Origin of the sequence: Rhodococcus yunnanensis NBRC 103083 (assembly GCF_001895005.1) — a bacterium.
Classification (GTDB): Bacteria; Actinomycetota; Actinomycetes; order Mycobacteriales; family Mycobacteriaceae; genus Rhodococcoides; species Rhodococcoides yunnanense.
Genome location: NZ_BCXH01000013.1, coordinates 169,328 through 189,869 on the forward strand (window position 1 = coordinate 169,328; position 20,542 = coordinate 189,869).

At 62.7% G+C, this 20,542-nt stretch carries 16 protein-coding genes; 5 read left to right on the top strand and 11 right to left on the bottom strand.

Annotation, left to right across the window (positions count from 1 at the left end):
• Nucleotides 1-29: 29 nt before the first annotated feature.
• From RY1_RS30690 to dnaA, 10 genes are all read right to left on the bottom strand, one after another.
• Nucleotides 30-1,454: a DUF3566 domain-containing protein gene (locus tag RY1_RS30690; RefSeq protein ID WP_139279925.1), complete on the bottom strand. Its 1,425-nt coding sequence runs from the start codon at nt 1,452-1,454 to the stop codon at nt 30-32.
• Nucleotides 1,454-3,994: a DNA gyrase subunit A gene (gyrA, locus tag RY1_RS20130; RefSeq protein WP_072805800.1), complete on the bottom strand. Its 2,541-nt coding sequence runs from the start codon at nt 3,992-3,994 to the stop codon at nt 1,454-1,456. Before gyrA ends, RY1_RS30690 begins: the two co-directional genes overlap by 1 nt.
• Nucleotides 3,995-4,053: 59 nt before the next feature.
• Nucleotides 4,054-6,096 carry a DNA topoisomerase (ATP-hydrolyzing) subunit B gene (gyrB, locus tag RY1_RS20135; RefSeq protein ID WP_072805840.1) on the bottom strand — a complete coding sequence of 681 codons (2,043 nt, stop codon included), beginning with the start codon at nt 6,094-6,096 and terminating at the stop codon, nt 4,054-4,056.
• 295 nt (nt 6,097-6,391) lie between these two features.
• On the bottom strand, nt 6,392-7,489 hold the full coding sequence (locus RY1_RS20140; protein ID WP_072805841.1) for a PDR/VanB family oxidoreductase: 1,098 nt from the start codon (nt 7,487-7,489) through the stop codon (nt 6,392-6,394).
• Between the two features lie 35 nt (nt 7,490-7,524).
• Nucleotides 7,525-8,373, bottom strand: a complete 849-nt coding sequence (locus tag RY1_RS20145; protein WP_245819786.1) for a metal-dependent hydrolase — start codon at nt 8,371-8,373, stop codon at nt 7,525-7,527.
• A 252-nt stretch (nt 8,374-8,625) separates the two neighbouring features.
• Entirely contained in the window at nt 8,626-9,210 is a 585-nt protein-coding gene (locus RY1_RS20150) for a DUF721 family protein (protein WP_072805802.1), read from the bottom strand.
• Nucleotides 9,207-10,427: a DNA replication/repair protein RecF gene (gene recF, locus RY1_RS20155; protein WP_072805803.1), complete on the bottom strand. Its 1,221-nt coding sequence runs from the start codon at nt 10,425-10,427 to the stop codon at nt 9,207-9,209. The genes RY1_RS20150 and recF overlap by 4 nt, the downstream gene beginning before the upstream one ends.
• A 3-nt stretch (nt 10,428-10,430) precedes the next feature.
• Nucleotides 10,431-11,351, bottom strand: a complete 921-nt coding sequence (gene gnd / locus RY1_RS20160; protein WP_072805804.1) for a phosphogluconate dehydrogenase (NAD(+)-dependent, decarboxylating) — start codon at nt 11,349-11,351, stop codon at nt 10,431-10,433.
• A 79-nt stretch (nt 11,352-11,430) separates the two neighbouring features.
• The gene (dnaN, locus tag RY1_RS20165; protein WP_072805805.1) at nt 11,431-12,615 is read right to left on the bottom strand and encodes a DNA polymerase III subunit beta; all 1,185 of its coding nucleotides are present in this window, start codon (nt 12,613-12,615) and stop codon (nt 11,431-11,433) included.
• Between the two features lie 604 nt (nt 12,616-13,219).
• Nucleotides 13,220-14,776 (bottom strand): chromosomal replication initiator protein DnaA, encoded by a 1,557-nt coding sequence (dnaA, locus tag RY1_RS20170; protein ID WP_072805806.1) that lies wholly within the window; start codon nt 14,774-14,776, stop codon nt 13,220-13,222.
• Nucleotides 14,777-15,376: 600 nt separating this feature from the next.
• On the opposite strand from dnaA, the gene rpmH reads away from it, so the two are divergent.
• From rpmH to RY1_RS20195, 5 genes are all read left to right on the top strand, one after another.
• Complete coding sequence (gene rpmH, locus RY1_RS20175) at nt 15,377-15,520, top strand: 50S ribosomal protein L34 (RefSeq protein ID WP_026347786.1); 144 nt, start codon at nt 15,377-15,379, stop codon at nt 15,518-15,520.
• Between the two features lie 33 nt (nt 15,521-15,553).
• A complete protein-coding gene (gene rnpA / locus RY1_RS20180; protein ID WP_072805807.1) occupies nt 15,554-15,934 on the top strand; it encodes a ribonuclease P protein component in 381 nt (126 codons plus the stop codon).
• Nucleotides 15,931-16,254: a membrane protein insertion efficiency factor YidD gene (gene yidD / locus RY1_RS20185; RefSeq protein ID WP_072805808.1), complete on the top strand. Its 324-nt coding sequence runs from the start codon at nt 15,931-15,933 to the stop codon at nt 16,252-16,254. The genes rnpA and yidD overlap by 4 nt, the downstream gene beginning before the upstream one ends.
• 4 nt (nt 16,255-16,258) lie before the next feature.
• Nucleotides 16,259-17,350, top strand: a complete 1,092-nt coding sequence (gene yidC / locus RY1_RS20190; protein WP_072805809.1) for a membrane protein insertase YidC — start codon at nt 16,259-16,261, stop codon at nt 17,348-17,350.
• 185 nt (nt 17,351-17,535) lie between these two features.
• Complete coding sequence (locus tag RY1_RS20195; RefSeq protein ID WP_174565437.1) at nt 17,536-18,048, top strand: Jag family protein; 513 nt, start codon at nt 17,536-17,538, stop codon at nt 18,046-18,048.
• Between the two features lie 815 nt (nt 18,049-18,863).
• Here RY1_RS20195 and RY1_RS30180 read toward each other — a convergent pair.
• Complete coding sequence (locus tag RY1_RS30180) at nt 18,864-19,142, bottom strand: hypothetical protein (RefSeq protein WP_072805810.1); 279 nt, start codon at nt 19,140-19,142, stop codon at nt 18,864-18,866.
• Between the last annotated feature and the right edge of the window lie 1,400 nt (nt 19,143-20,542).

Below are 20,542 nucleotides of genomic sequence, written 5' to 3' on the forward strand. Positions count from 1 at the left end.
GCCCGATGCGGCACCCGCCACCAGGTGAATCAGTCCCGATCCGCCAATGTCACTTCAACGCCGCCGACCAGGTCGGACGAGAGGTTGTAGATGAAGGAACCGATAGTCGTCAGCGCGGTGAACAGAACGACGTTGATGACACCGATCACAGCGGCGTATCCGAAGACTTGGCCTGCGCTGACGAGTCCTCCTTCACCGGACTCGTTGACGATCTCGGTGAATGCACTGTTGAGCCGGTCCCAGACGCCCATACCGTCGAGCACCGCGTACAGCAGACCGACGGCCACCATCCACACGAAGAACAGCGACACAGCGATGACCAGCGAGATCTTCAGCGTCGACCAGGGGTCGATCTTGCGTAGCTGAATGGTCGCGCGGAGAGACTCGCCTTCGGTACGAGCCACGACGAGGGCCGGCTGCGACACCTGCTGCTTGTCGGCAGTCGACTCCGGGTGATGTACCTCCGACAGGTCCGGCATGTCCTTCGCCAGATCTTTGCGCTCGATGTGCCGAGTAGGCCCGTCGATGACCGCGGCCTTCGACTTGGCTGCCTCGCGGCGCTGCGTCTTGGCCTCGGGATCCTCGACTGCCGAGTAAGCAGCTGCCTGGGTGGGGTCACTCTTGGTCGTATCCACCCCTACCCCCGAAGGCAGCGGTCCACCCGAGGGCAGCGATCCCGGCCGGGTCGAGAGATTCGTCTGTGGCTGGCGCTGCGGCTGGCCCTGTGGTTGCGGCTGCCCCTGATCCGAGCGTTGCCCACGCTGCCACGGCGGTGCACCCTGGGCCGAGCCGTTGGCCGGGGACGGCTCGGAAATCCGCTCGTCCCTGGGTCCGGGGAACGCAGCGGTCGGCGGCTGGTTTTCGCCTGCCCGCAACGGATCCCGCGGGCGTCGCTCCTCGACCGGTTGTTCGACGCGGGGAGCAGCCTGGGTAGGAGGCTGTTCCGCGGCCGAGGGACGTGGCGGTGCGGGCAGACGAGGCGCTGCCTGTTCCGATTCCCTGCCCTCCGCTGCGGCAGCCGCCCCAGCCGGTGGCTGGATCGGACGCTCCGAAGGTCGAGAATCCGGCTGCTGAGCAGTCGGCTGAGCCTTGGGCGCCCTGTCGGGTGCCTGCGTCTCGGTCTGGGCAGGGCGTTCGGCCGCCCTGGGAGCCGCAGGAGGAGATTGGGGACGCTGAGGCGGCTGACCACTTGGGGACTGTCCACCCCGGGACTGACCGCCCTGGGGTTGAGTGCCCTGAGGAGGCCGCCCCTGCGGAGGGCCCTGCGGCGGCTTCACCGGTGGCCGAGCCCCACCCTGAGGCGGTGAACTCTGTGGCGCGCCACCCTGCGGCGCGCCTGCGGGCCGCCCCGAGGGCGGGCCAGCGGGCCGCGCAGCAGGCTGGGGCCTGACCGGCTGCTCGGCTCGATCACTCTGCGGACCCGGCGCACTGCCTGGCCTGTTGGGAGTGCTCACTACGACTCCTTCGATGCATCATCTTCGGTGCTCTCCGAGCCCGGCTCGGGTTCGTCGGCATTGCGGGCGATAGCGAGCAGTGTGTCGCCTTCACCGAGATTCATCAACCGAACGCCCTTCGTCTGTCGGCCCGCCTTCCGTACCTGCTTCGCTGCAGTCCGGATCACACCGCCACCCGAGGTGATGGCGTAGAGCTCGTCGTCGTCGTCGACGATGAGAGCTCCCACCAGGGTGCCACGCTTCGGGTCGTATTGAATTGTCAGTACGCCCTTGCCGCCACGACCCTGCTGCGGGTAGTCCTCCATCGCAGTGCGCTTGGAGTAACCACCCGATGTCGCGACCAGCAGATACTTGCCCTCACGGACGACGTTGAGCGACAAGAGCTGGTCTTCGCCGTTGAACCGCATGCCCTGCACACCGGATGTCGCGCGGCCCATCGGACGCAGAACCTCGTCCGTGGCCGAGAACCTGATCGACTGTCCCTGTGCCGAGACGAGCAACAGGTCGTCGTCGGACGACGCGAGTACCGCGCCGACGAGTTCGTCTTCGCCGCGCAGGTTGACCGCGACGATTCCGCCACTGCGATTGGAATCGAAGTCGGTGAGCTTGGACTTCTTGACCAAGCCGCCCTTCGTCGCGAGAACCAGGTACGGGGCGTCCTCGTAGGTCTGGATCTGGATGACCTGGGCGATCCGCTCGTCCGGTTGGAACGCCAGCAGGTTGGCGACGTGCTGACCACGTGCCGTGCGGTTGGCCTCGGGAAGCTCGTACGCCTTGGCGCGGTAGACCCGGCCCTTCGTGGTGAAGAACAGGATCCAGTCATGGGTGGAGCAGACGAAGAACTTGCTGACGATGTCGTCCTGCTTCAAGCCCGCGCCCTGCACGCCCTTGCCGCCGCGCTTCTGCGAGCGGTACAGGTCGGTTCGGGTGCGCTTGGCGTAACCGGTCTCGGTGATCGTGACGACGACGTTCTCGCGTGCGATGAGATCTTCGTCGTTGACGTCCCCATCGCTGGCGATGATGCGGGTACGACGGTCGTCGCCGAACTTCTCGACGATCTCGGCCAACTCGTCACGCACGATCTGACGCTGGCGCTCCGGGCGAGCCAGGATGTCCTGCAGTTCGGCGATCTCGAGTTCGATCTCGGCCAACTCGTCGATGATCTTCTGACGCTCGAGGGCAGCAAGGCGTCGCAGCTGCATCGCGAGGATGGCGTCGGCCTGGATTTGATCGACGTCGAGCAGCTCGATCAAGCCGGTCCGAGCGGCATCGACGTCCGGAGAGCGACGAATGAGGGCGATGACCTCGTCGAGCGCGTCGAGCGCCTTGACGAGACCGCGCAGAATATGCGCCCGCTCCTCGGCCTTGCGGAGGCGGTAGCGGGTGCGGCGGACGATCACGTCGAGCTGATGAGTCACGTAGTAGCGGATCATCTGGTCGAGGCGCAGTGTCCGCGGAACACCGTCGACGATCGAGAGCATGTTCGCGCCGAAGCTGGTCTGGAGCTGGGAGTGCTTGTAGAGGTTGTTCAGCACCACCTTGGCCACGGCGTCACGTTTGATGGTGACGACGATGCGCATGCCGACGCGGTCCGAGGACTCGTCGTCGATCTTGGAGATCCCCGAGAGCTTGCCGTCGCGAACCTGCTCGGCGATCGAGGTGATCATGTTGTCCGGGTTCACCTGGTACGGGAGCTCGGTGATCACGATGGTGGATCGGCCGTTGGCATCCTCTTCGATCTCGACGACGCCGCGCATGCGAATCGAGCCGCGACCGGTGGAGTATGCGTCCTGAATTCCCTGGCCACCGACGATGAGTCCGTGAGTCGGGAAGTCCGGGCCCTTCACCCGTTCCATGCAGGCCGCGAGAGTTGCTTCCTCGTCGGCCTCGAAGTTGTCGAGTGCCCAGAAGACTGCGTCTCCGAGTTCGCGGAGGTTGTGCGGCGGAATGTTGGTGGCCATACCGACGGCGATACCGTTGGAACCGTTCATCAACAGGTTCGGCACACGAGACGGAAGTACCGTCGGCTCTTGGGTTTTGCCGTCGTAGTTGGGGATGAAATCGACGGTTTCCTCGTCGATGTCGCGCAACATCTCCATGGCGAGCGGCGTCAGGCGAGCCTCGGTGTAACGCATGGCGGCCGCGCCGTCGTTTCCGCGAGAACCGAAGTTGCCCTGTCCGTCGACGAGCGGGTATCGCATCGACCACGGCTGCGCAAGACGAACGAGCGCGTCGTAGATCGAGGTGTCACCGTGCGGGTGGTAGTTACCCATCGTTTCGGCAACGGGGCGTGCAGATTTGACGTAACTGCGATCGGGGCGGAAGCCCGAGTCGTACATCGCGTACAGCACGCGGCGGTGCACCGGCTTGAGACCGTCGCGGACCTCGGGAAGCGCGCGACCGACGATGACGCTCATCGCGTAGTCGATGTAACTACGCTGCATCTCCTGCTGGATGTCGACCGGATCGATTCGGTCGCCGCCCTCGGCGTTGGTCGTCTGCCCGGGAGGCCCGACAGGAGGCTCGGTGATATCCGACATTACTTCTCCTTCAGCGAAAATCTATGTGTGATAAGCGAATACACCAGGTGACCGGCGTGTCACACGTCCAGGAAACGAACGTCCTTGGCGTTGCGTGCGATGAAACTGCGCCTGGCACTGACGTCTTCACCCATCAGCACACTGAAGAGTTCGTCTGCAGCGGCGGCATCGTCGAGAGTGACGAGACGAAGAACGCGCACGGAAGGATCCATCGTGGTCTCCCACAGCTCCTTCGCGTTCATCTCACCGAGGCCTTTGTAGCGCTGAACACCGTCCTCGACGTTGATCTTGCGCTTGGCCGCGATACCGGCCTCGAGCAGTCCGTCGCGCTCACGGTCGGAGTACGCGAAGTCGGGTTCACCGCGGCTCCACTTGAGCTTGTAGAGCGGCGGCATCGCGAGGTACACGTGCCCGTGCTCGATCAGCGGACGCATGAACCGGAACAGCAATGTCATGAGCAACGTGGAGATGTGCTGACCGTCGACGTCGGCGTCGGCCATCAGGACGATCTTGTGATAGCGCAGCTTGGTGATGTCGAACTCGTCGTGGATGCCGGTACCGAACGCAGTGATGATCGACTGGACTTCGTTGTTCTTCAGGACGCGGTCGATACGTGCCTTCTCGACGTTGATGATCTTTCCGCGCAGCGGGAGGATCGCCTGGAACATCGAGTCACGACCGGACTTGGCCGAACCACCTGCGGAGTCGCCCTCCACGATGTAGATCTCGGACTTCGCCGGGTCGTTGGATCGGCAGTCGGCGAGCTTGCCCGGAAGTCCGCCGATGTCGGTTGCGCTCTTGCGCCGCACCAACTCTCGCGCCTTACGCGCAGCCATTCGAGCCTGCGCGGAGGAGACGGCTTTGTTGATGATGGTCTTGGCGTCGGCCGGGTTGGACTCGAACCAGTGCGCGAGGTGCTCGTTGCACGCCTTCTGCACGAACGACCTGACCTCGGTGTTGCCGAGCTTCGTCTTCGTCTGGCCTTCGAACTGCGGTTCGCCCACGCGCACGGAGATGACAGCGGCGAGGCCTTCACGGATGTCGTCGCCGGTGAGTTTGCCGTCCTTCTCCTTGACGAGCTTCTTCTCCGCTGCGTACTTGTTGACGGTCGAGGTCAACGCAGTGCGGAATCCTTCTTCGTGGGTTCCGCCCTCGTGTGTGTTGATCGTGTTGGCGAAGGTGTGGACCGACTCGGAGTATCCGGCGTTCCACTGCATCGCGATCTCGACCTCGTGGCCCTCACCCTTTGCGGTGAAACCGACGACGGAGCTGTGAATTGCTGTCTTCGTCTTGTTGATGTGCTTGACGAAGTCGATCAGACCATCCGGGTAGTGGTACGTCCGCTTCTTGACCTTGTGCGGCTTGACCTCGACTGCTTCGGCTTCTTCCTCGGACGCCGACTTCGGCGCCTCGGCAGTTTCGCCGAGTTCTTCCTCGGTGGCGTCCGTGGGAGCAACACGCTCGTCGGTGAAGTTGATGGTCAGTCCCTTGTTGAGGAACGCCATCTCCTGCAGGCGGCGGTGCACGGTCTCGAAGCTGAAGTCGAGGGTCTCGAAGATCTTGCCGTCCGGCCAGAAGCGAACGGTGGTTCCCTGCTTGTCGGTCTTGGCGACGATCTCGAGCGGACCCGGCTTGGCGTAGTCGTAGGTCTGTGAATAGAGGTTTCCGTCACGGGGCGCGATGGTCAGTTCGACCTTGGTCGAGAGCGCGTTGACCACGGAGATACCGACGCCGTGCAGGCCACCGGAGACGGCGTAGGAGTCGGAGTCGAACTTTCCACCCGCGTGCAGCTGGGTCATGACGACCTCGACGGTGGGGACACCGGAGACGTGTGTACCGACGGGGATACCGCGGCCGTCGTCGACGACCTCGACACTGCCGTCCTCGTGAATCGTCACATCGACGGTGGTCGCGTACCCGGCCATCGCCTCGTCGACCGAGTTGTCGACCACTTCCCAGATCAGATGATGCAGGCCGCGCTCACCGGTGGAACCGATGTACATACCGGGTCTCTTGCGGACTGCTTCCAATCCCTCGAGCACGGTGATCGACGAAGCGCCGTAATCCTTGTTCTCGGTCTTACCCGACTTGTCGGCAGCCACGGTTCGGTTGTTCTCCTTTACGCGTCGGAAGTCCATCGCACCTTCCGGTGCCGCCCCCTTGCACCGGAAGGTGCCAGGCGCACGGGTCACTTCCTCCGCACCGCACGACCGTCGTGGCGATCGTCCCGATCAGAAGGAGTCGATTCCGTAGGGCTTCTCTGTTACCAGCCCATACTACTGGTACCAGCCGACAGCTTGGGGACGATGACACCCCGAAATGGGCCCTGAAAGCCTCACAGACGCATTTTCTCAGCACCCGGCGACAAAGATGGACGGTCAATCCGCCTGAAGACGGCTACAGGTCCAACACGATCCTCGCGCCGGTGGACCGGGAGACGCAGATCAACATCTCGTCCCGCTGCTCCTCCGCGGTCAATCGGTTCTCACGATGTTCGGGGGTCCCGCTCAGGACTCGGGTGCGGCACGTTCCGCAGAATCCTTGTTGGCAGGAGTACGCGACATTCGGTTCGATCTCCCGAATCGCCTGCAGCGCAGTCTTGTCCGCGGGAACGGTGACGATGCGCCCCGAGTTCACCAACTGCACCTCGAATTTCACGCCGTTGCGCACCGGCGGAGGCGAGAATCGTTCGAAGTACAGGTGAGTCGAGGGAACCGCGTCGAAGCTCGTCCGTACGGCGTCGATCATCGGCGGAGGTCCGCAGCAATAGACCGAGCCGCCTTCGACCTGGGACAACAGCTCTTCACCCGTCGGAATACCGTCGACATCGTCGGTACGGACCGTCACTCGATCGATTTCCCACTGCTCGATCTCGTCGAGAAACGGCAACGACGCACGAGATCGTCCGCAATAGACGAGCCGCCAATCCATTCCGAGCGTCCTCGCGGCGCGCACCATCGGAAGGATCGCCGTGATTCCGATGCCACCGGCGACGAAGACTGCCTGGCCGCACGGCACGAACGGGAAACCGTTGCGCGGTCCCCGGACCGACAACTCGGTACCGACGGCGAGTGAATGCATCTCTTCCGAACCGCCCCCGCCGTCCGGAATGTACCGCACCGCAACGGTATACGTGCCTCGGTCACCCGGATCGCCGCACAACGAATACTGCCGTCGCCGTCCGGAGGGCAGGTAGAAGTCGAGGTGCATTCCGGGAGCCCACGCTGCCAGAGGTGCCCCGTCCGAAGCGCGGAACGTCAACCGTACGACCTGCTCGTCGACGCACAGAACCTCACGTTGCTCGAGCGTGAGCCGTACCGTACGGGCAACGGGCGGCAAGGCGTGCTCGCCCGAGTACTCACCGTCGTCGAGAAGAGCGAACCACTTGTCGAGAGCATCGGTGACGATGGACACCGTCTGATCCGGCACCGACCGACCGTAAAGATCGCTCGGAACGATCCGTCCCTGGCGAAACGAGTCCACCGTGTCGGTCATCTTGGCGAGCTTGCGTCGCATACCCATCCGTTGATTCACCGCTCGGCGGCCCGCGCAGCAGGCGAGAACGCCAGATACTGCACAGCTTGCTCGGTGGATCCCTCCTGCGCCGGATGGTATCCGGACTTGAAATACCGCAGTGACGCCTTCCAGATCATCATCGGACCTGGAAAAAGACCTCGGGATGCCACTTTTCGGTAGTCCTTGAAGGACGGGCCGCGCGACTTCTCGGGAAGTCCCTGCAGTGTCGGATCCTGGCTCATCAGGAAGCGAACGCCTCGGGCCCAGAACCATACGAGCGTCGGCGCGATCGCGATGTAGGTACGAATGCGTCTCGCCGGTCGGACATCGAAATAACGCATGACCTCGAAAGCGACAGCCCTGTGCTCGACCTCTTCGGCACCGTGCCAACGAAGGAGGTCGAGCATCGTGGGATCGACCTCCACTGTGTCGAGGGCGCGCGCGTTGAGAACCCAGTCACCGAGAAACGCCGTGAGGTGTTCCACGGCCGCGATGAGGGCAACTCGCTCCACCAGACTGTTTCGTCCGTGACCCGGCCGGTTGCCGAGCGCGCGGCCGAACAGGAACTGCATCTGCTCGACGTACGGCTTCACGTCTATTCCGTGCGCGGTCAGCGAATCCAGGACCTGCGTATGCGCGGTGGCGTGCATCGCTTCCTGACCGATGAAACCGATGACGTCATCACGCAATCGGTCGTCGTGAATCAGCGGAAGGGCTTCTTTGAACGTGCGGACGAACCACTCTTCGCCCTCGGGCAGCAGCAGGTGCATCACGTTGACGAGATGAGTGGCCAGTGGATCGTCGTCGACGTAGTGGAGGGGTAGCGAACTCCAGTCGAAAGAGACGTTTCGTGCTTGAAGCACGACGCGATCCTCCGGAACCGAGTCTGCCGAAGCAGACGCGTCGACCCGCCGAAATTCTTCCGCAAAAACCACGATAACCCCTCGTCGATCCAGTAGTCCGGTGTCGCCCCCCGCATCCGATGTGACTGTCTTCGGACCGAACGCTACGCACCGAACATACGTCAAGGCAACCAAGATCACACTTGAAATCGTTATGACTTCGTTGCCGAGACGTTATCGACAAGATACTTGCAGGTCCAAGTATGTTTTGGGTCAGCCGTACGTGTCGCGTGGGCCCCGTCCTTTGATGTGACGCTCACCTTTTCGCCAACTTTTCGTCGTGGGACCGGTGATCTTCAGCGTCTTCACGACCCCGTGACCGACGGCCGCGGCGATCTTCGCCAGAATCTGAGCCTGCATCAGTCGCAGTTGGGTCGCCCACGCCGTCGATTCGGCCGACACGCTCAGCACGCCGTCCTCGAGTTTCAGCGGGGTGGCGTGCGAGGCGATATCGTCGCCGACGACGGCAGTCCACCGCCCCAACACCGTGCCTTCGGCAACCTTGTCCGACCATCCACGGCTCTTGGCGATGGACCCGGTCAACGATCCGAGGGTCTGCGGGTCACGATCGTCCGGGCCTGCACCCGACCATCCCCTCTTACGACGGCCACGCAGTGCGCGCACACCACCGCTCGGCGACGACCTACCCTGCCCGACGGACTTGCCGCTGGCTTTCGCCGCCGCCCGTGCCTCCTCGAGAGCACGACGGGCCAGATCCACCCCCCGAAGCTCCTGCTGCGGCGCATCGTCCTGCTCGTTCGTTTCGGCCGATTCACCGGAACTGGGATCCTCGTTCACGATCCGACACCCTCGCTCTCGTCGATCGAGTCGATCCGCGACACTCGGCCCGTGTCGCCCTGCAGAGCCGACACTCCCCACCTGCGTGCGTCGAGTTCCGGCGGAACATCTTCTGCCACAGCAGCAGTGATGAGCACCTGCTCGGCATCGACCGCAACCCGTGCCAACGCGCTGCGACGCTTCCGGTCCAGCTCGGCGAACACGTCGTCGAGCATCAGTACCGGGTCGGTGCCCTCGGCACGAAGCAGACCGAACGACGCCAACCGCAGCGACAGCGCGAACGACCACGATTCTCCGTGACTCGCAAAGCCTTTGGCCGGCTGATCACCGAGAGCCAGTTCCAGATCGTCGCGATGGGGGCCGACGAGACAGACACCTCGCTCGATCTCACGCTGCCGCATGATCGAAAGCTGATGCAGGAAAGCAGCTTCCAGTACCTCCACGTCGTCCGGCTCCGGTGTGCGCAGCGGATCGGCGAACTCGGGCGGCAACGCGTCGGCGAGACTGCTTCGATACCGTATCGCCGCCGGACGCGATTCCGGCGCTATGGACGAATACGACTCTGCGACAAAGGGTGTCAGCTCATGCACCAGGCCGATACGGGAGGACAACAGCTGCGCGCCGTGGGCCGCGAGGTGGCCGTCCCAGACATCGAGTGTGGCAAGTGCACTCGCTCCGTCGCTCGAGGCGGTCCCGCGGCGCAGCGCGCCTCCTGCTGTCTTCAGCAGAGCCGACCGCTGCCGCAGTACCTTGTCGTAATCGGCACGCACACCGGCCATTCGAGGACGGCGGGTGGTCAACAGCTCGTCGAGATAGCGGCGTCGTTCGCCTGGATCGCCACGCACGAGCGACAAGTCCTCAGGAGCGAAGAGGACACTGTGCAGCACACCGAGTATCTCGCGTGGGCGTCGAACCGGCGAGCGATTCATCCGCGCCTTGTTCGCCCGCCCGTCCACGATCTCGACGTCTATTGTCAGCTCTCTGCCCTGATTGACCACGGATGCGGCAGCGAACGCCCGATCTGCCCCGGCACGAATCAGCGGCGCGTCCGAGGACACACGGTGCGATGACAGCGTCGACAGATATCCGAGCGACTCGAGCAGATTGGTCTTCCCATGACCGTTCGGGCCGACGAACACCATCGAACCCGGACCGAGTTCGATGGTGACGTCGTCCCACGAGCGAAAGTCACGCAGGGTGAAGGAACGAACGAACAAGAGCTATTTCTTCGGGTCTGGAGCTCGGAGAGTTTCCTCGGAGCCTGCCCGCTTGACCGCATGTCCACCGAACTGATTGCGCAGCGCCGACACGGCCTTCATCGCGGGCGAATCGTCCTGGCGGGAGGCGAAGCGCGCGAACAAGGCAGCAGAGATCACCGGTGCAGGCACCGCATGCCTGATCGCTTCCTCGACAGTCCACCGACCCTCGCCGGAATCCTCTGTGTAGCCGGAGATCTCGGCGAATTCCGGATCCTGTGCAAGAGCCTGCACGAGAAGATCGAGCAACCACGATCGGACGACGGTCCCCTTGCTCCACGCGCGAAGGACACCATGGACGTCCTGTACCAGCTCTTCTGCTTCGAGCAGTTCGTATCCCTCGGCGTATGCCTGCATCAACCCGTACTCGATCCCGTTGTGCACCATCTTCGAGTAGTGACCGGCACCGACCGGGCCCGCGTGCACGAAACCGTCGGCGCGTTCGCCTTCCGGGCGAAGGGCGTCGAATATGGGAAGTGCCCTCGCGACGTCTGCCTCGGAGCCACCGACCATCAGGCCGTAGCCGTTCTCCAGGCCCCACACACCGCCCGACACACCCGCGTCGATGTAGCCGATTCCCTTTTTCGCAAGCAGTTCGGCATTGGGACCGTCGTCGGTGAATCGTGAGTTACCACCGTCGATGACCAGGTCGCCCTCCTCGAGGGCGTCGGCGAGACCGGTGATGGTACTTCTCGTGATATCTCCGGACGGAACCATCACCCACACCACTCTCGGAGCGGTGAGTGCTTGCGCCAAGCCCTCGAGCGACGGTGTGTCCGTGACCTCGGGTCGTGGATCGTATCCGATCACTTCGTGACCGTGGGCGCGCAGACGTTCACGCATGTTGAAGCCCATTTTTCCGAGGCCGACCAGTCCCAGCTGCATGAGGAACGTCCTTATCTAGTGTCCGGTGTCTTCGTGCGCGTGCTCTGCAGAAACGGCCACGCACGTAGTCCGTACCCGATCAGCCAGGCAGTCGAACCGGCATCAGCAGATACGTGTAAGCGCTCTGCGGTGCCGCGAACTTGCCCGACGCATCGGGTACCAGTTCATCATCCGTGGTCGGCCGCAGAACCGCAGGCCGACTGGGAGTGGTGAATCCGAACGTGACCTTTTCGCTGTGCAGCGACGACAGGCCGTCGATGAGATATCCCGGATTGAAGGCGATGGTGAGCGCTTCCCCTTGGAAGTCCGCCGCGAGCGCCTCTTCGGCCCGGCCTGCGTCGTCCCCGCCCGCGGAGAGCAGTACGCCTTCGCTGGAGAACTCGAGTCGAACTTGAGCACCTCGTTCGGCAACGAGCGCAACACGCTTGATGGCTTCCACGAGAGGAGCGATCTCGACGACGGCAACGGCCGTGTGCTCGGGCGGCAGCAGCTGACGGAACTTCGGAAAATCTGCATCGAGCAGACGGGTCGTCGTACGTCGGCCTTCGCTGATGATGCCCAACAGACCGTCTGCGCCGACCGAGGATCCGGAACCGAGCGCCAACTCGACGGGAGAATTTCCGTTGCCTCCCAAGGACTTTGCCGATTCCGAGAGCGTCTTGGCCGGGATGAGAACCTCGGTCTTCGTCTCGCCGCCGACCGGCATCCACTCGAGTTCGCGAACCGCGAGGCGGAAACGATCGGTGGCGGCGAGCACGACGGTCGTGCCCTGGATCTCGACGCGGATTCCGGTCAGCATGGGAAGGGTGTCGTCCCTGCCTGCAGCGACTGCGACCTGAGAGATCGCCTCGGCGAACACCTCGTTGGCGATCGAGCCGGTCTGAGTCGGGAGCTCAGGAAGTTGAGGGTAGTCCTCGACGGGCATCGTCGGCAGTGAGAATTTTGCACTCCCGCACGTGATCAGGACCCGGGTTCCGTCCACACCGACATCGACCGGTTTGTTCGGCAGGGACTTCGTGATGTCCGCCAGCAGTTTGCCCGATACCAGGACTCGACCTGGGGAAGCCACCTCGGCGGACACACGAACCTGGGCCGAAACCTCGTAGTCGAATCCGGAGACGGTCAAACCTTGGTCGTCGGCAGCGAGAAGAACTCCACCGAGAACCGGGACAGGCGGCCGCGACGGCAGGCTTCGAGCAACCCATGCAACTGAATCGGAGAAATCTTCACGAGCAACGCGAAACTTCAGACTTCCAAGCTCCATCGCTCGGCTTTTCCTCTCGTTCGGCAGCGGTTCTTCTCGAAGAAGGGTCTTCGGCGAGTGCGGTGCACTCGAGTACCGGTGCATCGAAGAGTCTGACACAACCGGCAGATGCACACCGTATGCCCTCCACGGGCAACTTGAAAGCCGAACATCTCGACGCGCAAGCGGTTCGGAGGAGCTGTGAACGGATCTGTCCCCAACACCTGTTTTCAAAGGAGATCTCTTCAAGAGAAATTCTTCGTATTAATAGGTCCTGTGGAATCTGTGCACACACCCCTCGAGCGGCAGGTCGTCAGGCGTGGTGTCGTGGGGATGAATTCTGGACCAATCACCGGTTGCGGTGGGGAGGCATGTGGACCGGCGGCTACCGGTTCACAGGCTCTCACAATCCATCCCCAGATAGCGACAGTTGTCCACATGGTTATCCACAGGTGTGCATTACTGGAAACAGCCCCGAAAAATTCTCTCCGCGGAGACCGAATGTCCGGTTTCAAACTACAAAAAAGACGTCGGGTGGGATCACGGTCATTCCGTGTTCCCACCCGACGTCCGGTGGTGCAGGACCGCCGCGGCGCGCGCTACGGCGCGATGGCCGCAGCGAGTGTCAGCGCTTGGAGCGTTGTTTGATACGTGCAGTGAGCTCCTGGACCTGGTCATATACCTTGCGCCGCTCCGTCATTTCCTTGCGGATCTTCTTGTCGGCGTACATGACGGTCGTATGGTCACGGCCGAACGTCTGCCCGATCTTCGGGAGTGAGAGGTCGGTCAGTTCACGGCAGAGATACATGGCGATCTGACGGGCCATCGCGAGCGCCCTCGCCTTACCGGGGCCGCACAGGTCCTCGATCGAGGTGTTGAAATACTCGGCGGTGACGGCCATGATCGTCGCCGCGTTGATCTCGAGGCTCGAGGAGTCCGGCATGAGGTCACGCAGCACGACCTCGGCCAACGTCAGGTCCAGCGCTTGTCCGTTGAGCGAGGCGAAGGCAGTGACTCGGATGAGTGCACCCTCCAACTCGCGGATATTGCGTTCGATTCGGCTGGCGATCAGCTCGAGGACGTCGTGGGGGACGTCGAGGCGATCCATCCGAGCCTTCTTGCTGAGGATGGCGATGCGCGTCTCGAGCTCGGGCGGCTGGACGTCGGTGATCAGGCCCCACTCGAATCGTGTCCGCAGCCGCTCCTCGAGGGTGGCCAGCTGCTTCGGTGGCCGGTCGGACGAGACCACGATCTGCTTGTTCGCGTTGTGCAGCGTGTTGAAGGTGTGGAAGAACTCCTCCTGGATACCTTCTTTGCCCTCGATGAACTGGATGTCGTCGACGAGGAGCACATCGGTCTCGCGGTAGCGGCGCTTGAACGCCACCTTGCGGTCGTCACGAAGGCTGTTGATGAAGTCGTTGGTGAATTCCTCGGTCGAGACGTACTTCACTCGCATGCCGGGAAAGAGTCGTTGTGCATAGTGGCCGGCTGCGTGAAGCAAGTGGGTTTTGCCGAGCCCGGATGCACCCCAGACGAACAGAGGGTTGTACGCACGAGCCGGCGCCTCCGCAATGGCGACCGCTGCGGCATGGGCAAAACGGTTGGACGCCCCGATGACGAAGGTATCGAAGGTGTATTTCGAGTTCAGGCTTCCGGCGCCCGAAGTGGGCGAGGTGGTCTCCGGTGGCTTGGTGAAGTAGGTGGGCCACGAGTTCTGGACGCTGGCCAGCGCCTCGCGTTCGTCGTCCACTTCCTCGTAATCGGCAGTCTCCGAGTCCGAGGGGTCGTCGTCGGTGCTGGTGAGGAAGCGTCGTCGATACGTCGGTGAGCTGGGAGTCTCCGGATACGGAGGACGTTCGGTCTGCCGTTCCACCGGACGTTCGGATTCCGGCTTCTCCTCGTCCCTGGCCGAAATGCGAACGCCGAGTCCTTCCACACCCTGACCCAGGTGTCGCCCGAGCGCGTGCAGAATCGGTTCGCGCAGGTCCCGCTCGATCGCTTCCTGCGCGAACGAGGAAGGAACGGCGAGAAGCGCAAATCCCTGAGTCAGCGTCAGGGGCTCCACCAGCGCGAGCCACGCCTTCTGACCTTTGGTCAGTGGTTGGCCGCTGTGCCGGTCGGAGGTCAACTCCGTGACAACCTCTGGCCAGACGCGCGCCAGCGCATCCGGATCGTCGTTCACGGTGCCTCCTAATCGAACAGTGCAGTCAACGGCTGAAGTCCGATGATGGTTTTCCACTCGCGTCACGTCGAACTCGGATATCGTCCCCAGTCAAGAGTCCATCGGGGGATCCACAGTCGAACAGTGCATACGCGCCGGGTACGAATATGCCACCTGGTCCGTGTTTCCACACAATTATCCACAGGTGTGGATTAACGACAACGATGTCACCCAGCGCGGCAACCGGACGCTCGATTTTGTCTGCGCGGCGCTGTGAACTGCGGCGTTGCGAACCGGGATCGACTCGAGTTATGCACGTCCCCTGTGAGTGAACGAAGAGACTGCGGTGATGGCGGTTATACACATGGAGTTTTCCCCAGCCCTGTGGATGAATTACACGGATGTAGTCCTGTGGGCGTAGATTCCACGAGTTTGACCACCGCGAACTCGATCAGTACTCTCGAACAGTCACCCAAGGCGAGGTGGCCGATGCTTGCTGGCTGCTTACAGTCTGTGTTCACTCGGATTTCTCGCTCGGGGATGTAACTCGAGTTCGACCGGACTCGTTACTACCGTTGCCGACGCCACAAGGGCGTCAATGATTTTCGAGGAGTGTTCACCGTGGCCAAGGGCAAGCGGACGTTCCAGCCGAACAACCGACGCCGCGCGCGTGTTCATGGCTTCCGTCTTCGTATGCGTACGCGTGCAGGCCGTGCAATCGTGTCCGCGCGTCGTGGTAAAGGACGCAAGGAACTTACCGCCTAGATTCATTGTTCGTCCGAATTTACGGAGCTCGGGGTGTTACCTGAGCCGCACAGATTGCATCACAGCGCCGATTTCCAACGTGTGATGCGTCGAGGCCGCCGAATGGGTAGACAAGACCTGGTTGTACATGCGTTCGCGCGTGACGACGCAGGTTCTGAAACCAGCCCAGGGCGTTCCAGATTCGGTTTGATCGTGAGTAAAGCTGTCGGGCCGGCGGTAACTCGTCATCGAGTTGCGCGCCGGCTTCGGCATATCTGCGCCGAGCTCCTGTCCGATGTCCCCGACACCAGCGACGTCGTCATCAGAGCGCTTCCGGGCGCGGCACGATTGTCCTCGAGGGACATGCATCGACAGGTTCGCTCGGGACTGAAGAAGCTCGGGTACGTCGAGGCAGCGAAAGATGAGCGCGCATGACTCTGTTACGTGCAGTCCGTTCACTTCCCGCGCAGTCTTTGATCTTCTGTATCGAGCTGTACCGCACTTATGTATCTCCGCTGAGACTGCCGACCTGCCGTTTTTCTCCAACGTGCAGTGAGTACGCGGTCGAGTCGTTGAGGACGCACGGTGCGATGAAAGGTTCTCTGTTGGCCGTAGCGCGGTTGCTCAAATGCGCACCCTGGCACTCTGGAGGGTGGGACCCCGTGCCCGAGCGTGGTTCCTGGCGCGCCGGCAAGCAGACTTCGACCGAAGACAGCCACGATCTCGCGAGAGTGGACGAACAGAGGAGTACATAGAGCCGTGCTCGATTTCATTTACTATCCGGTCTCCTGGATTCTCTGGGTATGGCACAGGGTGTTCGGCTTCGTGCTGGGCGCCGACAACGGCTTCGCGTGGGCGTTGTCCGTGGTGTTCCTGGTGTTCACTCTGCGATTGATTCTGTACAAACCCTTCGTGAAGCAGGTTCGTACGACACGCCAGATGCAGGAGCTGCAGCCGCAGATCAAAGCGCTGCAGAAGAAGTACGGCAAAGACAAGCAGCGTATGGCTGTCGAGATGCAGAAGCTGCAGAAGGAACACGGCTTCAACCCGATCATGGGTTGCCTTCCCGTCCTCGCGCAGGCGCCCGTGTTCATCGGTCTGTTCCACGTGCTGCGTTCCTTCAACCGAACCGGTACCGGAGTCGGTCAGCTCAGCCTGTCGCCCGAGCAGAACCGAGAGATCGGGAACTATGCGTTCTCTGTCGCCGACGTTCAGTCGTTCCTCGATGCTCGCCTGTTCGGTGCGCCGATCTCGGCATGGATCACCATGCCGCAGGCTCAGCTCGACGCCTTCGTCAACCCGGCCAAGGGACTGGGAGTGCCGTCGGTATGGACCATCGTGGCGGTGTCCGTCCCGCTGATGGTCATCGCCGCGATCGCCACCCACATGAACTCGCGCGCCTCGGTCGCACGACAGAGTGAAGCTGCTGCTGCGAACCCGCAGTCCGCGATCATGAACAAGCTTGCGTTGTACGTCTTCCCGCTCGGTGTTCTCGTCTTCGGCGCATTTCTGCCTATCGCCATCCTTCTGTACTGGGTCAGCAACAATGCGTGGACTTACGGCCAGCAGCACTTGGTGTTCGGCAAGATCGACAAAGAGGAAGAGGCGAAGAAGAAGGTCGCGCTCGACAAGCGTACGGAGAACGCACCGAAGCCCGGAGTGAAGCCGGTGACCAAGCCGAAGCCGGGCGCACGGCCCAAGCTCTCCAAGATGACGCCCCCGCCTGCCGGCGATGAGCCTTCGGATACCGCTCCCTCATCGAGCGAGAGTCCGTCCTCCAACGGAACTCCGGTACCGAAGAAGCCCAGTGTTGCGGCCAACCGCAACAAGTCGAAGCGCAAGCGACGTTGACCGACGCGTCGACGACAAGGACGAACATGCCTGCAGATACCGAAGAAGCAACGAGTACGGACAACACAGTGAGCGCTGGGGACGGAGCGAGTGAAGTCGTGGCAGTAGAAACCGACAAGGTAGGCGGGGACGAGCAGGTGGAAATATCCGAGGGGGCCAGCGATTCCGAGAAGGAGACGCGGGATGTGGATGTCGACGCCGAGGGCTCGGACCAGGACGACTCGGATGAGGATTCCGAGGACTACCTCGTCGAAGAAGGAGAAATCGCGGGCGACTACCTCGAGCAGCTTCTCGACGTTCTCGACTTCGACGGAGATATCGACCTCGATGTCGAGGGCGATCGAGCGATCGTCAGCATCGACGGCGGTGACGATCTCACCAAGCTCGTGGGTCGCAAAGGCGAGGTTCTCGACGCTCTGCAGGAATTGACACGGTTGGCAGTCCAGCAGTCGACGGGCGAGCGCAGCAAGCTGATGCTCGATGTCGCGGGATGGCGTGCGAACCGCCGCAGCGAGTTGGGTGCGCTCGGTGTGGACGCGGCGCGACGTGTGTTGGAATCCGGGGAACGCGAAGAACTTGCTCCGATGACTCCGTTCGAACGCAAGATCGTCCATGACGCCGTGGCGAAGATCGACGGCGTCGACAGCGAGAGCACCGGCGTCGAGCCTTCCCGACGAGTGGTCGTCGTGAAGTCCTGATCTTCCAGTCAGTGTCCGAGAAAGCCCCCAACTTCGGTTGGGGGCTTTCTTGTTTCGGGTTCCAATTCAATGTTCAAATTTCATTGATGTCATTCGGGTCGGCGGCGTTCCACGTGAAACATCGGCGGTCGAGCGAATCGTCACAGTGACGCTGCTCCCCCATACGTCGGGCTGGGTCATTTCCGACGCGAACATCCTCTGTTTCACGTGAAACTGGGGTCGAGCCGTGTCTGTCGGCATGAGCCTGGTGCGGATGCGCGTTGTCTATGCACTAGGGGTACCGGCGCGGGACAACCGTATGACGCCGCCTGTCAGAACGCCGGGCCCGAACAATTTCGCGTGGATTTCGGCGCGGACCATCGTCTTCCCGTTCGGCTGGGAGTGCGGGAGATGTCGATGGGGTCGTGAGCTGATGGCTGGGACAGCAGTAGGACGGGCAATGCTCTCGGCAGTTGGCTGACTCAGTGTCCTCCGTTTGCCCTGTGCGTGCGGGCGTTAGGTGCGACGGGGTGTGCGTGGCGGGCCTTGGGTGCGACGGGGCCGGGTGCCGGAGTTTCACGTGAAACCTGCGGTGGAGATTCACCGGACCGACAATGGCCGACGGTACTGACGCGTGCGGATCTCACGCACTTGCGCTCTCGTGAAACTGGGTCGGATCGCCTGGAGCCAGCTCTCGATGAAGCGGTGACTCGACTAGCTACAGCTGGCGCAATCACGTGGATCTGGAGACCGTCAGCTCGTGGTCTGGTGGTGGTGGTGGTGCTGTGGTGGTGCTGTGGTGGTGGTGTGGTGGTGTGGACTGGTCGCCGCCTGCTTCAGGGGCTGAACCGTCGGCCGCTGGCAGGAGCCGGCGCGCCGGACTGAATGCTGCGCACTGGAGGCGTGGGCGCTGTCTCGGCGACTGTGTCCGCAGATGTCGACTGCTGGGTGACACCCGAGGACCCTCCCCCCACGATGCGGACCGCGAGTCTTCCCGGCCCATGGCGGTGAACGATGCTCGGCGCGAATGACGGCACGCGTCGCACGGCGAGTTCGTCTGTGGGTATCGGCTCGAGGGAAGACCGGTCCTCGGCCGCGAGGTCGACATCTGTCATGGAAGCCTCTGAGTCATGGAGGCTCCTTGGAGGCGATCTCGTGCTGTTCGGGGTTCCGATGGGTCGCCAGTCCGATGGCTACCCTCCTGGGGACGAGTTTCACGTGAAACTCGAGCCGGCCCAGACTGTAGCGGGCTCGGGGAACGCGCATCGCATCTGTCGGGGACAGCGGGAGTGTGCAGTTCAACCGGCTTTTGTCATGTGGTGATGGCGGGGCTGGTCGCCCAGTGGACGTCGCGGTCCAAGACCGCGAGGCGATCTCGCGGGCGGATTGACGTTCGCAGGTTGCGGCGCTCGACTGGTCCGGGAAGGAACTGATCTTGCCGAGACCGGAGACCGTGCATCGGAGTGGAGTCCGGGCTTCCGCGTTGGATCCGGTCTGCATCGGCGGGCACAGTCGGCCAGCCTGATCGACCTAGTTCCCTGGCTCGAGCTGCCGCCAGATGTAGTGCGGAGGCTTGGCGAGGGCCGGGCCTGCGCCGTCGGTCACAGGGAACCCCGCAACTGTGGCTCTGAGGGTGGGCGGGCTCGATCGTGGGCGGACGCCAGCATCGGCCCGAGATCAGGTGGGCGATGCGGCGTACACCCGAGGTGGCGTCAGCGACGAGCGCGGAGGTTCGGCACCGGCTCGGATGAATCGAAAGGGTCGAGAGACTGGGTGCTGCTGTGTAGACCAGCACTGTGATGGGGCGAACCTTTGACAGCTAGGGGATGTTGCCGTCGGGTGTGGTGACGATCGCGTATCCGCCGTCTATCGACGGCGGGTACCGCTGGCGTACTCGGTTGTGCTGTGGAACTGAGACAGATCACCGTCGATCCAGCCAGAGCTCGTGGCGTCGGGGCAGTGCGATTCGGCGCTCCATCGCCGGCGCATACGGAAGAGGTGTTGTCGGCCCGCGCTTGCAGAGGGAGTGTCGGCACGATGTGCGCTGCATCGGTCGAGATGTCGAAGTCTGCCCTGTGCTCGTGTCGGTGCCTGGACGGATAGCCTGGTCGGACCGATAGCCTCGTCGGACCGGCTGCGTGCTCACGCAACCGGTCCTCGACGCCCACGGCTGCGAGTGATCGATTCTCCTTCGGTACGGAGATGCGGTGAATGCGTGCCCGCTGTTTCACGTGGAACCGTAGAGAGCTCGCGATGGCTGTGCGTTGACGTCCGAACCGGTTAGGCCTGTCCGCGCGGACCACTCGAGGCCCGGCCCGTACCGCTGCCTCTGTGCGGGCGGATGTCGCATCCGGTCACCTGTCGGTGTGTGAGGGTGACATTCGTTCAGTTGGCGGTGTGTGAGGGTGACATTCGCTATGCCCGCGGTGCGCGGCGCGGGCGTCCGCCGACAGGGTGCGAGCGGATGTCACATCCGGTCACCCGTCAGTGTGTGAGGGCGACATTCGGTCACTCT

Excerpts from the sequence above, each read along its gene's own strand:
- gyrA (WP_072805800.1), bottom strand. The coding sequence starts at position 3,994 with ATGTCGGATATCACCGAGCCTCCTGTCGGGCCTCCCGGGCAGACGACC.
- RY1_RS20140 (WP_072805841.1), bottom strand. The coding sequence starts at position 7,489 with ATGACCGACACGGTGGACTCGTTTCGCCAGGGACGGATCGTTCCGAGC.
- gnd (WP_072805804.1), bottom strand. The coding sequence starts at position 11,351 with ATGCAGCTGGGACTGGTCGGCCTCGGAAAAATGGGCTTCAACATGCGT.
- dnaN (WP_072805805.1), bottom strand. The coding sequence starts at position 12,615 with ATGGAGCTTGGAAGTCTGAAGTTTCGCGTTGCTCGTGAAGATTTCTCC.
- yidD (WP_072805808.1), top strand. The coding sequence starts at position 15,931 with ATGACTCTGTTACGTGCAGTCCGTTCACTTCCCGCGCAGTCTTTGATC.
- RY1_RS30180 (WP_072805810.1), bottom strand. The coding sequence starts at position 19,142 with ATGACAGATGTCGACCTCGCGGCCGAGGACCGGTCTTCCCTCGAGCCG.